Consider the following 13,753-nt stretch of genomic DNA (forward strand, 5'->3'; position numbering starts at 1 on the left):
GCCCGGGGGCCTCCCGATCGTCGGCGGCGGGTGCTCAGATGGGCGCATGACTCCGACGACGCTCACGGGCGAGCAGGTCCTCGCCGCCGACCTCGCCGACTGGCGGTTCCTGCTGGGTCGCCTCCACGCCCGCTTCACCTTCGACGACTACGGGGTGGGTCTCGCCCTGGTCGCGGCCGTCGGCGCCCACGCCGCCGAGGTCGACCACCACCCCGACCTCGACCTGCGGTACGGCGCGCTGCGGGTCGTCACGAGCAGCCACGACGCCGACGGCGTCACCGAGCGCGACGTCGCGCTGGCCCGCCGCGTCAGCGAGCTGGCCGCCGAGCTCGGGGCGCGCCCGGAGCCGACGACGGTGCAGCAGCTGGAGATCGCCCTCGACACCCCCGACCTCTCCCGCGTCAAGCCGTTCTGGCGGGCGGTGCTGGGGCTCGCCGACCGTCCGGGGTCGCCCGACGAGGTGCGCGACGAGGTCGACGTGCTGCCGGCCCTGTGGTTCCAGGAGTGCGCCCCGCCCGCGCCGGGGGAGGCCGAGGGGCGGATGCGGTTCCACCTCGACATCACGGTGCCGCACGACGTCGCCGAGCAGCGGGTGGCGGCCGCGCTCGCCGCCGGGGGCACCCTCGTCAGCGACGCCGCGGCCCGGGCCTTCTGGGTGCTCGCCGACGCGGAGGGCAACAAGGCGTGCGTGTGCACGTGGCAGGACCGCTGAGCCCCCGCCGACGGGCTCGGTGCTCCGGCGGCGTGTCGACATGTGGGACCGACGTACCAACATGTGGAACGCGTGGCAGAGTGGGTTGACGTCGTCGGTCCCCGGCGGCGACCGTAGGGCGCATGCGCACTGTCCTTCTCGTACGCACGCGACGCGTGAGCTGAGGCCCCGAGCCCCACGTTCCCGCGTCATCCCCTCGTTGCCGTCAGGCCGAGGGGTTTTTTGTTGGCCTGGCACCGGTGCCGGAGACTTGGACGGTCGCCGGTCCGGGCCGGCGAGCAGGACCCGCACGACAGCACACCAGTGCTCCCGCGACGACGCGGGGGCTGACGAGGAAGTTCGAGGCTGATGACTGAGCACCCCGAGGCGACCGGCCCGTCCGTGACCGGGGCCCAGAGCCTGGTGAAGTCGCTGGAGAACGCCGGGGTCGACACGATCTTCGGCATCCCGGGCGGCGCGATCCTGCCGGCCTACGACCCGCTGATGGACTCCACCCGCATCCGCCACATCCTCGTGCGCCACGAGCAGGCGGGCGGCCACGCCGCGCAGGGGTACGCCGCGGCGACCGGCCGGGTGGGCGTCTGCATGGCGACCTCCGGGCCGGGCGCGACGAACCTCGTCACGCCGCTGGCCGACGCGCACATGGACTCGGTGCCCATGGTGGCCGTCACCGGCCAGGTCGGCGCCGCGATGATCGGCACGGACGCCTTCCAGGAGGCGGACATCCGCGGCATCACGATGCCGGTGACGAAGCACAACTTCCTCGTCACCGACCCCGCGGAGATCCCGGTCAAGATCGCGGAGGCCTTCCACATCGCCTCGACCGGTCGACCCGGCCCCGTGCTGGTCGACATCGCGAAGTCGGCGCTGCAGGCCACCACGACCTTCGACTGGCCGAGCGGCATCAACCTGCCGGGCTACCGCCCCGTCACGCGGCCGCACACGAAGCAGATCCGCGAGGCCGTCAAGCTGATCCTCGAGGCGCGCCGCCCGGTGCTCTACGTCGGTGGCGGCGTCATCCGCTCCGGCGCGTCGCGCGAGCTGCTGCGCCTGGCCGAGTTCACCGGCATGCCGGTCGTCACGACCCTCATGGCACTGGGCGCGTTCCCCGACAGCCACCCGCAGCACCTGGGCATGCCCGGCATGCACGGCACGGTCGCGGCCGTCGCCGGCCTGCAGAAGAGCGACCTCATCATCAGCCTGGGCGCCCGCTTCGACGACCGCGTGACCGGCAACCTCGACTCGTTCGCCCCGAACGCCCTGGTCGTGCACGCCGACATCGACCCGGCCGAGATCGGCAAGAACCGCCACGCCGACGTGCCGATCGTGGGCGACGCGCGCGAGGTCATCAGCGAGCTGACGTCGCTGCTCGTCGCCCAGGCCGACGCCGGCCACACGGGTGACTACGAGGGCTGGGTCGACTTCCTCGCGGGCGTCAAGAAGCGCTACCCGCTGGGGTACGACGCGCCCGCCGACGGCTCGCTCGCCCCGCAGCACGTGATCGAGCGGCTCAGCGCCATCGCGGGCCCGGAGGCGATCTACTGCTCCGGCGTCGGGCAGCACCAGATGTGGGCCGCCCACTTCGTGAAGTACGAGAACCCCCGCACGTGGATCAACTCCGGCGGCCTCGGCACGATGGGCTTCTCCGTGCCCTCCGCGATGGGCGCGAAGGTGGGTCGTCCCGACACCACGGTGTGGTCCATCGACGGCGACGGCTGCTTCCAGATGACCAACCAGGAGCTGGCGACCTGCGCCATCGAGGGCATCCCGATCAAGGTGGCCCTCATCAACAACGAGTCGCTCGGCATGGTGCGGCAGTGGCAGACGCTGTTCTACAACGAGCGCTACTCCAACACCGACCTGCACTCCAAGCGCATCCCCGACTTCGTGAAGCTGGCGGAGGCGTACGGCTGCGTCGGCCTGTCCTGCGAGACCCCGGGCGACGTCGACTCGGTCATCGAGAAGGCCATGTCGATCGACGACGTGCCCGTCGTGGTCGACTTCCGGGTGCACCGCGACGCGATGGTGTGGCCGATGGTCGCCGCCGGCACGAGCAACGACGAGATCAAGTACGCGCGCGACCTCGCGCCCACCTTCGACGAGGACGAACTGGTATGAGCACGAGCACCAAGCACACCCTGTCCGTCCTGGTCGAGGACAAGCCCGGCGTGCTGGCCCGCATCGCGGGCCTGTTCAGCCGCCGCGGCTTCAACATCGACAGCCTCGCGGTGGGCCCCACCGAGCACCCCGACGTGTCCCGCATGACGATCGTCGTGGACGTGGAGTCCTCGCCGATGGAGCAGGTCGTCAAGCAGCTCAACAAGCTGGTCGAGGTCATCAAGATCGTCGAGCTCGACCCGACCGCCTCGGTCGCCCGCGAGCTCGTCATGGTCAAGGTGCGCGCCGACTCCGAGACGCGTGGTCAGGTGCTCGACACCGTCCAGCTCTTCCGCGCCAAGGTCATCGACGTCGCCCCCGACGCCGTGACCATCCAGATCACCGGCAACGCCGGCAAGATCGCGGACTTCCTGCGCGTGCTCGAGCCCTTCGGCATCCGCGAGCTCGTGCAGTCGGGCATGGTCGCGATCGGTCGCGGGTCGCGCTCCATCACGGAGCGCACGGTGCGACCGGTGCCGGTCCCCGTGCCCACCGCGCCGCCCGCCCCGGCTGCGCCCGCGACGCCCGCCGCCGTGGGCTGAGCACCGCCCCACCTGCCGCACCACCCGCCGTACCCCGAGAAGACAACGACGAAGGAGAAGCCCGACGTGGCTGAGATGTACTACGACGACGACGCCGACCTGTCCCTGATCCAGGGCAAGAACGTGGCCGTCATCGGTTACGGCAGCCAGGGCCACGCCCACGCGCTGAACCTGCGCGACTCGGGTGTCGACGTCCGCGTCGGCCTGCCCGAGGGCTCGAAGAGCCGGGCGAAGGCGGAGGAGGAGGGCCTGCGCGTCCTCACCCCGGCCGAGGCCGTGGAGGAGGCCGACGTCATCGTCGTCCTCGCCCCCGACCAGGTGCAGCGCCACCTCTACACGGAGTCGATCGAGCCGCACATCGCGGAGGGCGACACCCTCGTCTTCGGCCACGGCTTCAACATCCGCTTCGGCTACATCACCCCGCCGGCCGGCGTGGACGTGGTCCTCGTGGCCCCCAAGGCCCCGGGTCACACGGTGCGCCGCGAGTACGTCGCGGGGCGCGGCATCCCGGACATCATCGCGGTCGAGCAGGACGCCAGCGGCACCGCGTGGGACCTCGCGAAGTCCTACGCCAAGGCCATCGGCGGCACTCGCGCCGGCGTCATCAAGACGACCTTCACCGAGGAGACCGAGACCGACCTGTTCGGTGAGCAGGCCGTGCTCTGCGGCGGCGTCTCGCACCTCGTGCAGGCCGGCTTCGAGACCCTCACCGAGGCGGGCTACCAGCCGGAGATCGCCTACTTCGAGGTGCTCCACGAGCTCAAGCTCATCGTCGACCTCATGTTCGAGGGCGGCATCGCCAAGCAGCGCTGGAGCGTCTCCGACACGGCCGAGTACGGCGACTACGTGTCGGGCCCGCGCGTCGTCGACGCCGGCGTGAAGGAGCGGATGCAGGCCGTGCTCGCCGACATCCAGGACGGCACGTTCGCGAAGCGCTTCATCGACGACCAGGACAAGGGCGGCGAGGAGTTCACCGAGCTCCGCGCGAAGGAGGCCGGCCACCCGATCGAGGCGACCGGCAAGGAGCTGCGCTCGCACTTCTCGTGGCAGCAGACCGACGCCGACTACACCGAGGGCTCCGCCGCGCGCTGACCCCGGGCCGGCTGCAGCAGAGCCGCCGCACGCACGGACGCCTCCGTTCCCCGCACGGGGAGCGGAGGCGTCCGTCGTCAGCGGCCGGCCGCGCTCACTTCACCTCGGAGCGGCGCAGCGTCCAGAGCCCGACGAGGAGCGGCAGGACGAGCCACGGCAGCGACGAGACCCCGATCTGGGCCCACGCCTCGCCACCGGGCCAGCCGTCGAAGAGGCTGGTCTGCGCGTAGTTGAAGTCGAGCCAGGGCTGCAGGTCGGCCCACCAGTCCTGGAACGTCGCCAGCGTCATCAATAGCGTCGGCACGACGAACGAGTAGACGAAGTACCCCACGATCGCCGCCGGCGAGCTGCGCAGCAGCACGCCGAGCATGAACCCGACCGCCATGCCCAGCAGGTTGGCGACGACGATGCCGACGAGCGAGCTGACCGACGAGTCCCAGACGGCGTCGGTGCCGGCCAGTGCCGAGCCGACCACCGTGCCGAGGGCCCCGACGCCCATCGCCACCAGCATCGAGACCACGCCGACGACCGCGGCGACGGCCGCCTTGGCGGCGATCACCCGGCCCCGCGACGGCACCATGGTGAAGGTGCCCAGCCCGCTGCGCTGGCTCCACTCGCTCGTCACCGAGAGGATCGCGAGCACGGGCAGCACGATCGCCATCGGGATGCCGATCGCGCTCGCGAACGTCTCGAAGGTGAGCGCCTCGTCGGGGGCGAAGAGCACCACGGCGGCGCTCGCCACGACGGCCAGCACGACGATGCTGGCGCACAGCCACAGGCCGGCCCGGGTGTCGAACGTCTTGCGGGCCTCGACGCCGACCAGCCGCGCGAACGACGGGCGCCGCAGGTCGGGGCGGGGGGTGCGGACCGTCGTACCCGCGACGGGGGTGCTGCCGGGGGCGGCCGTGCCGGCCGGGGGCGTGACGAGCGCGCTCATGCCGCCACCCCTGCCGTGCGCAGCGGGGCGGGGGTCTCGCGCTGGGTGTCGGCGGTCAGCTCGAGGAACATCTCCTCGAGGCCGGCGCCGTCGGCCGCCCGCAGGCCCGCGAGGGGTACGCCGGCCGCGTGCGCCACCCGGCCCACCTCCCGCGGCTGGGCCTCGACGGAGAGGGCGCCGTCGTGCGTGCGGGTGACGACGATCCCGGCGGCGCCGAGGGCGCGCACCAGGGCGGCGCCGTCCGTCGGCTCCGCGGGCGCGACGACCGTGCCGGCCGACGCCAGCAGCTCGGCCTTCGTGCCCTGCGCGACGATGCGGCCGCGGCCGATGACGACGAGGTCGTCGGCGACGACCTCGATCTCGCCGAGCAGGTGGGAGGAGAGCAGCACCGTCCCCCCGCGCTGCGCGAACCCGCGCAGCAGGTCGCGCATCCAGCGGATGCCGGCCGGGTCGAGCCCGTTGGCCGGCTCGTCGAGCACCAGCACCTCGGGGTCCCCGACGAGGGCGACCGCGATGCCGAGGCGCTGGCGCATGCCGAGGGAGTAGTTGCGCACCCGGCGCTCCGCCTCGGTCGAGGTGAGGGAGACGAGCTCGAGCATCTCGTCGACCCGGGTGCGGGGCAGGCCCGCGGTCTGGGCGGCGATCGCCAGGATCTCGCGGCCCGTGCGGCCCGCGTGCTGGGCGGAGGCGTCGAGGAGCACGCCGACCTCGCGCGGCGGGTTCGGCAGGTCGGTGAACCGCGCGCCGCAGACGGTCGCGCTGCCGGCCGACGGCGGCGTGAGGCCGACCATCATCCGCATGGTCGTGGACTTCCCGGCGCCGTTGGGCCCCAGGAAGCCGGTGACCCGCCCGGGGCGGGCCGTGAAGGTCACGTCGTCGACGGCGCGGTGGGCGCCGTACGTCTTGGTCAGTCCGGTCACTTCGATCATGGTCCGAGCCTCGCGGCGCCGCGGCGCCGGGGACATCGGGGGAAGTCCTGGCCCGACCCCGGGAATGGGCCGGGGGGCCTCGGGGTTGGGGGTGCGTGCGCATCGAGATCTGGTCCGACGTCGTCTGTCCCTGGTGCTTCGTCGGCAAGCGCCGGCTGGAGAAGGCCCTCGCGGGCTTCGAGCACGCCGACGAGGTCGAGGTGGTCTACCGCTCGTTCGAGCTCGACCCCTCCGCCCCGCAGCACGGCCACGAGCTGACGACCGGGGTGCTCGCCCGCAAGTACGGGCGCAGCGAGGCCGAGATGCGCCAGATGCAGGAGCAGCTCGTCGAGGTCGCGGCCCAGGAGGGTCTCGCGATGCGGCTCCTCGAGAACGTGCACACCCGCACCGTCGACGCCCACCGGCTCCTCCACCTGGCTCTCGAGACGGGCGGGCCCGCGCAGCAGCGCGAGCTCAAGGAGGCGCTGCTCGCGGCGTACTTCCTGCGGGCCGAGGACGTCGGCGACCACGACGTGCTGCGCGCCGCCGCCGCGGGTGCGGGGCTCGACGCCGCGCGCGTCGACGAGGTGCTGGCCGGCGACGCGTACGCCGAGGCCGTCGCCGCCGACGTGGCCCAGGCCCGGGCGTACGGGGCGACCGGGGTGCCCTTCTTCGTCGTCGACGCCCGGTACGGCGTCTCGGGCGCCCAGCCCACCGAGGTGTTCGACCAGCTGCTGCGCCAGGCGTGGGCGGAGTCGCGCCCGACGCTGGTGCCGGTGGGCGGCGACGCCGAGGCCTGCGGGCCCGACGGGTGCGCCGTCCCCGGCGCATGATCCCCCTCCCCGCGGCCTGACGCCACCGCGTCGACCGCGTCCTGTGGACGGCCCGGTGGCTGTCCACAGGACGGGTCGCGCGCACTTCCGCCGACCCCCTCGCTCGGTGAACCTGGTGGTGGCCGGACGGGGGTCCGGCGCCGGCGGGAGCCGGGAGGCGAAGGGGGAACCATGAGCGCGGGAGACAGCGGCCCCACGGGGGCGGACGAGGCCCGGGCGGCGATCGCCGCCGTGCTGGCCGACGCGGACGCACAGGTGCGCCGCGCGGAGTCGTACGTCGCGGCGGTCGAGGGCCTGCGGGTGCGCGGGCGCGACCGCAGCGGAGCGGTGGTGGAGCTCGACCACGGGGGCGGTCTGGTGGACGTCGTCGTGGAGGAGCGGGTGGCCCGCGCGGGCGCGGAGCCGGTACGACGCGCCGTGCTCGCCGCCGTGGGGGACGCGCGGCGGCGGCTGCCCGAGCGGCTGACCGCGCTCGCGGCCCAGGCGTTCGGCCCGGAGGCCGCCACGACGGCCCACGTGCGCGAGCACGCCGAGCGGCAGTTCGGCGCCGGGGGTCGGGCGACGCGGTCCGCGGCCGGTGCGGCGGACGGGGTGCTCCGGTGAGCGGGGTCGTCGCGGTCGACCCCGGGGCGCTGCACCACCACGCGAACCGGCTGGCCGCGCTGGCGGCGGAGCCCCGCGCGGCGGGTGGGGCGGCCCGTGCGGTCGCTGCCCCGGGGAACGCCTTCGGTCTCCTCTGCGGGTTCATCGGTCAGCGGCTCGAGCCGTTCGGGCTCATGGGAGCCGTCGCGTGCGAGGCGGTCGGCGGGGCCCTCGAGGCCACCGCGGAGGGGCTGCGGCTCTTCGGGGACGACGTGGTCACCACCGACGCGACCGTCGGTGCGGCCGCGGACCGTGTCGTCGACGGGGTCGAGGCGGTCGTGCCGGTGCTGTGGGAGACCGTCGTCGGCGTCGTGACCGACGCCGGGGCCGGCCGGGGCGGGGAGCTCGCCCGCTGGGCGGAGCGGCTCGGCGCCACGCCCGTCGGGGGAGCGGTCCGGTGAGCGCCGACCCCGCCGACTACCTGGAGGCGGAGGGCGACAGCCGCACGTGGCACACGGGCGCCGGGGTGGTCGACAGCCTCATGACGTCCGCCGCCTCGGTGGGGCGGGACGACTGGCTGCAGGCGGGGCTCGCGGGCCTCTGCGCCGTGGACGAGACCGCCAACCTGCTGTCCGACCCCTTCGGTCGCCTCCTGCGGGCCGGCATCGGGTGGGTCATGGAGCACTTCCAGCCGCTGCACGAGCTGCTCGACGCGGTGACCGGCAACCCCGACGAGGTGCTCGCCTTCGCCGGCACGTGGACCAACGTGGGCGAGGGGCTCCTCGCAGTGGCGGACCAGCACCGCGCGGCGGTGGCCGAGGTCGCCGAGGGGTGGACGGGGCGGGCGGCGGGGGCCTACACCGTGGCGGCGGCCGGGCAGAGCACGGCGGCCGAGGCCTGCGCCGAGGCGGCGCTCGGCATGGCCGGCGCCACGCGGCTCGCGTCCTCCCTCGTCACGGGCGTGCGGGCGGCGGTGCGCGCCGCGATCGCGGACCTCGTGGCCTGGCTCGCCCCGCGCTTCCCCGTCCTGGCCTCCGGCGTCGGCACGGGCCCGATCCTGCTGCGGCTGGCCCAGCGCGTGCGCGGCGAGGCGCAGCGGCTCGCCGAGGTGCTGCAGCGGGTCGTGAGGTCGGTCGAGACCCTGTGCGAGCGCCTGGACGCCTGCACCCGAGACCTCGGGAGCGTGGTGTCCCACCTCGGGACCGCCGCGCGCGTCGTGGTCGCCCCGAGCGGCTTCCTCGAGAAGGCTGCGTCCGGCGCGGTGCGGCACACGGCGACGTACGACGACGTGTGAGCCCGCCCGCCCACCGGGGCCCGTGCGGTCAGCGGCGGGCCAGGCCGTCGAGGCGCAGCTCGGTGCTCTCGTCGCGGTGCGCCCCGTCGGTCCCGACGTGCCGGGCGCTGATGGTCGGGCCCTCCTGGACGACGTGGACCAGGGCCATGCCGTGGCCGCGGCCGAGCCCGTGCTCCTCCTTCAGCCAGGCCAGGATCTCGGCGGCCTTCGTCGAGGCGTCGTACCCACGGGCGTGGGCGGCGTCCACCAGCTGCTGCGGCGTGAGACCGGTCTTCCTCTCGGCGCCGTCGAGGTAGGCCTGGAAGGACATGCGCTGCTCCTGAGGTGGGTCGGGTGGTCGGGTGGTCAGACGGTACGGCGGTCGGGTGGTCCGACCCGCTGGCGGCCGCGAACTCATCGCCCGCGGGCAGCGGGGCCGCGCAGTCCGCCCCGGGCGGTCCACCCCTGCGCCGGTGGACGTGCCGCGCGGAGCCCCCAGGGTGCACCCTGGGACCGTGACCACCCTCGTCGACCTCGGCCCCGTCGCCCAGCTGCGCGCCGGGCGTCTCCCGCGCCGCCTCGCCCAGATGACGGTCGGGCTGATCTTCTACGGGATCTCGCTCGGCATGCTCGTGGCGGGCACCCTCGGCACCGCCCCGTGGGACGTCCTGCACACGGGCATCGCGACGCACGTGCCGCTCACCCTCGGGCAGGTGCTCATGCTCGCCAGCATCGTGGTGCTGATGGCCTTCTGGCCGCTGCGGGAGGTGCCCGGCGTCGCGACGCTGGCCAACCCCGTCGTCCTCGGCCTGAGCGCCGACGCGACGATCTGGCTGCTGCTCGACGTCGTCGACGTGCACGACGTCGTCGGGGACGGCGCACTCGGCTGGACGGTCCGGGTCGGGCTGATGGTCGGCGGCGTCGTGCTGTGCGGGTTCGCGACCGCCCTCTACATCGGGGCCCAGCTCGGCCGCGGTCCCCGCGACGGCCTCATGACCGGGTTGTCGCGCCGCACGGGCTGGTCGCTGCGCGCGGTCCGGACCGGCATCGAGGTGACCGTCGTGCTCGCCGGCCTGGCCCTCGGGGGTGCGGCCGGCGTCGGCACCCTGGTCTACGCCCTCGCCATCGGGCCGCTGACGCAGGCGATGCTGCCGCGGTGGACGGTCCGACTGCCCGGCGCGGCCGTGGCCCCGCCGGTCGTCGAGGCGGGCGTCGAGGCGGGCGTCGAGGCGGGCGTCAGCGCCGGGTCGCGATGACCGCGGAGGCGTCGGAGGCGACCATGACCTCCACCGCCGTGAAGCGCTCGTCGCTCAACCACTGCTCCCGCAGGGTGTCGACGCGGCCGTAGGTGATCGGCGGCCACTGCTCGCAGGGCACGAAGTCGTCGAGCACGACGACGCCGCCCGGCTCGACCAGGTCGGCGATCTCGTCGACCGCGACCGAGGTGGGGTCCCCGGAGTCCAGGAACAGCAGGGAGAAGGGACCCTTGTCGCCGAGGGTCGACCAGTCGGCGGCGAGCACCTCCACCTGCGGGTCGTCGACGAAGATCTCCGCCGCGGCCCCGGCCAGGCGCTCGTCGAGCTCGGCGGTCAGGATGTGCGCGTCACCGCGCAGCCCGCTGCGCAGCCACGCCGTACCCACGCCGCACCCGGTGCCGAACTCCGCCATGACGCCCCCGCGGGTGGCGGCGAGCGCTGCGAGGAGCCGCCCGGTCTCGTTGCGGCAGAAGGACACGTAGCCGGCGCGGCGGGAGACGTCGAACGCGCGGGAGACGATCTCGGGCAGCTCGGGGGGCGCGCTCACGTCCCCGAGTGTGCCATCCGCGGACAGGTGTCTCGGATGGTGAGCCAGTTCACGAGACCTGCTGCGCGGTGCGGCGGGCGGGGGTAGCGTCCTCGTCACCATGCGGAGCGTGATCGTACTTATCGAGTGCCGCGGCGAGGCCCACTGAAGGTGAGGCCACCTCGCCGCGGTGTTCGGCGTCGGTACGTCGCCTGGCCCCACCGGATCCCCGCATCCGCCCCTCGCTCCCACCCCTGAGCGCCGGACCGGTGCGGGTACGACGCCCCGTGGCGGCCCGCAGGTGACTCCTGCGTGATCCGCAGCCCCGCCTGGTCCACTCCTGGTCATCCCCAGGGTCGACGGTCCCGTCACGGGGCGTCGCGCCGGCACGACCGGCCCACCGCACACCCCGTCACGCCACCCGTCACACCCCCTGTCACCCCCTGACACGACACCCCAGGAGCCCGCTATGTACGACATGTATCCCGAGTGGGGACCCGCCAGCCACGACCCCCGCAACCCCCACAGCCACGAGGCCGTCCAGGTCGCGCTCGACTCCCGAGACACCCGCGGCGAGCGCCCCGACGACAACTAGGCTCGCCGGTCATGACCGACTCCTCCACGACCAGCCCGACCTCGGGCTCGCTGCGGCTCGCCGTCATCCCCGGCGACGGCATCGGGCAGGAGGTGACGGCCGAGGCGCTCAAGGTGCTGGAGGTCGCCGCGCCCGCGGGGGTGGAGTTCGAGCCCACCCGGTACGACCTGGGCGCGGAGCGCTACCTCGCGACCGGCGAGGTGCTCCCGGACTCGGTGCTGGAGGAGGTCCGCTCCCACGACGCGATCCTGCTCGGCGCGGTCGGCGGCAAGCCCGGCGACCCGAACCTGCCGCCCGGCATCCTGGAGCGCGGCCTCCTGCTGCGGCTGCGCTTCGAGCTCGACCACTACGTGAACCTGCGCCCGTCCCGGATCTTCCCCGGCGTCACCTCGCCGCTGGCGGACCCGGGCGAGGTCGACTTCGTCGTCGTGCGCGAGGGCACCGAGGGCCCCTACACGGGCAACGGCGGTGCGCTGCGCGTCGGCACGCCGGCCGAGCTGGCCACCGAGGTCTCGATCACCACGGCCTTCGGCGTGGAGCGCGTCGTCCGCGACGCGTTCGCCCGCGCCCAGCGCCGGCCCCGCAAGAAGCTGACGCTCATCCACAAGACCAACGTCCTCACGTACGGCGGGGCCGTGTGGAGCCGGCTGGTGAAGGAGGTCGGTGCGGAGTTCCCCGAGGTCACCGTCGACTACCTGCACATCGACGCCGCCACCATCTTCATGACGACCGACCCGTCCCGCTTCGACGTGATCGTCACCGACAACCTCTTCGGCGACATCATCACGGACCTCGCCGCCGCCATCACCGGAGGCATCGGCCTGGCCGCGTCCGGCAACGTGAACCCGGACCGCACCACGCCGTCCATGTTCGAGCCCGTGCACGGCTCCGCGCCCGACATCGCGGGCCAGCAGAAGGCCGACCCCACCGCCGCGATCCTCTCCGCCGCCCTGCTGCTCGACCACCTCGGGCACGCGGACGCCGCCCGGAGGATCGAGGACGCGGTCATCGCCGACCTCGCCGCCCGCGCGGGCGGCGAGCCGCGCCGTACCCCCGAGGTCGGCGACGCCATCGCTGCCCGGGTAGCCGGGTGAGCCCCGCTCCCTGACCACCTCGTCACGACGCCGGGCACGCCACGTGCCCGGCGTCGTCGCATTTCCGGCCGAGCAGCAGACCCCGCCACCCGTCCACCCCCACCCCGACAGGTCGACTAACGTGCCCCCCATGCAGATCAGCACCACCCCGAACCCGAGCCCCGTCGACGACGCGCGGCTCGCCGAGATCCTGGCCGCGCCGGGTTTCGGCACCCACTTCACCGACCACATGCTGACGGTCGAGTGGACGCCGGAGGCGGGGTGGCACGACGCGCGCGTGACGCCGTACGGGCCGCTGGTGCTCGACCCGGCGACCGCGGTCCTGCACTACGCGCAGGAGATCTTCGAGGGCATGAAGGCCTACCGCCACGCGGACGGCTCGGTGTGGACGTTCCGGCCCGAGGCCAACGCGGAGCGCATGGAGCGCTCGTCGCGCCGCCTGGCGCTGCCCGTGCTCCCGCCCGCGGACTTCGTCGCGACGGTCGACGAGCTCGTGCGCACCGACGCCCGCTGGGTGCCGGACGGCGAGGGGGAGAAGAGCCTCTACCTGCGCCCCTTCATGTTCGCCTCGGAGACGTTCCTCGGGGTGCGGCCCGCGCAGCACGTGACCTACATGGTCATCGCCTCGCCCGCCGGCGCCTACTTCAAGGGCGGCGTGCGCCCCGTGAGCCTGTGGCTGACGGAGGAGTACACCCGCGCCGGGCGCGGCGGCATGGGCGCGGCCAAGACCGGCGGCAACTACGCCAGCTCGCTCGTCGCCCAGCAGGAGGCCTCCGCCCACGGCTGCGACCAGGTCGTGTTCCTCGACGCCCAGGAGGGGCGCTACGTCGAGGAGCTCGGCGGCATGAACATGTACTTCGTGCACGCGGACGGCCGCATCTCGACGCCGGAGACCGGCACGATCCTCGAGGGCATCACGCGCTCCTCGATCATCGAGCTGGCCGGCAAGCTCGGCCACGAGGTGCACGAGCGGAAGTTCACCATCGACGAGTGGCGCGACGGCGTGGCCGGCGGGGACATCGTCGAGGTCTTCGCCTGCGGCACCGCCGCCGTCGTCACCCCCGTCGGCGCCCTCAAGTGGGCCGGCGGCGAGGTGCCCTCGCCGACCGGCGACGACGAGGGCGGCCCGGTCACCACGACGATCCGGCAGGCCCTGGTCGACATCCAGTACGGCCGCGCCGACGACACGTTCGGCTGGATGCACCGGGTGCTCTGAGCCCACCCCGCCCGGCCACCGGGCCCGGCC

General features: G+C 73.9%; 16 protein-coding genes. 12 read left to right on the forward strand and 4 right to left on the reverse strand.

The features are described from left to right. Positions 1 to 46 precede the first annotated feature (46 nt). The 4 genes from INN71_RS01085 (at position 47) to ilvC (ending at position 4,503) form a co-directional block, all read left to right on the forward strand. The gene (locus INN71_RS01085) at positions 47 to 712 is read left to right on the forward strand and encodes a VOC family protein (RefSeq protein WP_277499227.1); all 666 of its coding nucleotides are present in this window, start codon (positions 47 to 49) and stop codon (positions 710 to 712) included. A gap of 348 nt (positions 713 to 1,060) precedes the next feature. Further along, positions 1,061 to 2,830, forward strand: coding sequence for an acetolactate synthase large subunit (locus INN71_RS01090; protein WP_277499228.1), 1,770 nt, complete (start codon positions 1,061 to 1,063; stop codon positions 2,828 to 2,830). Beyond that, positions 2,827 to 3,411, forward strand: coding sequence for an acetolactate synthase small subunit (gene ilvN / locus INN71_RS01095; RefSeq protein ID WP_277499229.1), 585 nt, complete (start codon positions 2,827 to 2,829; stop codon positions 3,409 to 3,411). The genes INN71_RS01090 and ilvN overlap by 4 nt, the downstream gene beginning before the upstream one ends. A gap of 66 nt (positions 3,412 to 3,477) precedes the next feature. Beyond that, complete coding sequence (gene ilvC / locus INN71_RS01100) at positions 3,478 to 4,503, forward strand: ketol-acid reductoisomerase (RefSeq protein WP_277499230.1); 1,026 nt, start codon at positions 3,478 to 3,480, stop codon at positions 4,501 to 4,503. A gap of 94 nt (positions 4,504 to 4,597) precedes the next feature. Here ilvC and INN71_RS01105 read toward each other — a convergent pair whose 3' ends face one another. Then, positions 4,598 to 5,440 (reverse strand): ABC transporter permease subunit, encoded by an 843-nt coding sequence (locus tag INN71_RS01105; RefSeq protein WP_277499232.1) that lies wholly within the window; start codon positions 5,438 to 5,440, stop codon positions 4,598 to 4,600. After that, positions 5,437 to 6,369: an ABC transporter ATP-binding protein gene (locus tag INN71_RS01110; protein WP_277499233.1), complete on the reverse strand. Its 933-nt coding sequence runs from the start codon at positions 6,367 to 6,369 to the stop codon at positions 5,437 to 5,439. The genes INN71_RS01105 and INN71_RS01110 overlap by 4 nt, the downstream gene beginning before the upstream one ends. Before the next feature lie 95 nt (positions 6,370 to 6,464). On the opposite strand from INN71_RS01110, the gene INN71_RS01115 reads away from it, so the two are divergent. The 4 genes from INN71_RS01115 (at position 6,465) to INN71_RS01130 (ending at position 9,057) form a co-directional block, all read left to right on the forward strand. After that, positions 6,465 to 7,181: a DsbA family oxidoreductase gene (locus INN71_RS01115; protein WP_277499234.1), complete on the forward strand. Its 717-nt coding sequence runs from the start codon at positions 6,465 to 6,467 to the stop codon at positions 7,179 to 7,181. Positions 7,182 to 7,352: 171 nt separating this feature from the next. After that, positions 7,353 to 7,784, forward strand: a complete 432-nt coding sequence (locus INN71_RS01120) for a hypothetical protein (protein ID WP_277499235.1) — start codon at positions 7,353 to 7,355, stop codon at positions 7,782 to 7,784. After that, positions 7,781 to 8,224 (forward strand): hypothetical protein, encoded by a 444-nt coding sequence (locus INN71_RS01125; RefSeq protein WP_277499236.1) that lies wholly within the window; start codon positions 7,781 to 7,783, stop codon positions 8,222 to 8,224. Before INN71_RS01120 ends, INN71_RS01125 begins: the two co-directional genes overlap by 4 nt. Then, positions 8,221 to 9,057, forward strand: coding sequence for a hypothetical protein (locus INN71_RS01130; RefSeq protein ID WP_277499237.1), 837 nt, complete (start codon positions 8,221 to 8,223; stop codon positions 9,055 to 9,057). Before INN71_RS01125 ends, INN71_RS01130 begins: the two co-directional genes overlap by 4 nt. Before the next feature lie 28 nt (positions 9,058 to 9,085). On the opposite strand, the gene INN71_RS01135 is transcribed toward INN71_RS01130, so the two are convergent. After that, entirely contained in the window at positions 9,086 to 9,367 is a 282-nt protein-coding gene (locus tag INN71_RS01135) for a DUF4287 domain-containing protein (RefSeq protein ID WP_301799235.1), read from the reverse strand. Positions 9,368 to 9,551: 184 nt separating this feature from the next. Here INN71_RS01135 and INN71_RS01140 point away from each other — a divergent pair, with 184 nt between their 5' ends. Beyond that, the gene (locus INN71_RS01140; RefSeq protein WP_277499239.1) at positions 9,552 to 10,292 is read left to right on the forward strand and encodes a YitT family protein; all 741 of its coding nucleotides are present in this window, start codon (positions 9,552 to 9,554) and stop codon (positions 10,290 to 10,292) included. Here the strand turns inward: INN71_RS01140 and INN71_RS01145 are convergent. Beyond that, on the reverse strand, positions 10,273 to 10,839 hold the full coding sequence (locus INN71_RS01145) for an O-methyltransferase (RefSeq protein WP_277499240.1): 567 nt from the start codon (positions 10,837 to 10,839) through the stop codon (positions 10,273 to 10,275). The two genes, INN71_RS01140 and INN71_RS01145, sit on opposite strands and share 20 nt — an antisense overlap. 448 nt (positions 10,840 to 11,287) lie before the next feature. On the opposite strand from INN71_RS01145, the gene INN71_RS01150 reads away from it, so the two are divergent. The 3 genes from INN71_RS01150 to INN71_RS01160 all read left to right on the forward strand — a co-directional run bounded on the left by INN71_RS01150 (position 11,288) and on the right by INN71_RS01160 (position 13,723). Next, positions 11,288 to 11,413 (forward strand): hypothetical protein, encoded by a 126-nt coding sequence (locus INN71_RS01150; RefSeq protein WP_277499241.1) that lies wholly within the window; start codon positions 11,288 to 11,290, stop codon positions 11,411 to 11,413. A gap of 11 nt (positions 11,414 to 11,424) precedes the next feature. After that, positions 11,425 to 12,507, forward strand: coding sequence for a 3-isopropylmalate dehydrogenase (locus INN71_RS01155; protein ID WP_277499242.1), 1,083 nt, complete (start codon positions 11,425 to 11,427; stop codon positions 12,505 to 12,507). A 130-nt stretch (positions 12,508 to 12,637) separates the two neighbouring features. Beyond that, a complete protein-coding gene (locus tag INN71_RS01160; protein WP_277499244.1) occupies positions 12,638 to 13,723 on the forward strand; it encodes a branched-chain amino acid aminotransferase in 1,086 nt (361 codons plus the stop codon). Positions 13,724 to 13,753: the final 30 nt, after the last annotated feature.

Source organism: Nocardioides sp. ChNu-153, from assembly GCF_030466625.1.
GTDB lineage: Bacteria > Actinomycetota > Actinomycetes > Propionibacteriales > Nocardioidaceae > Nocardioides.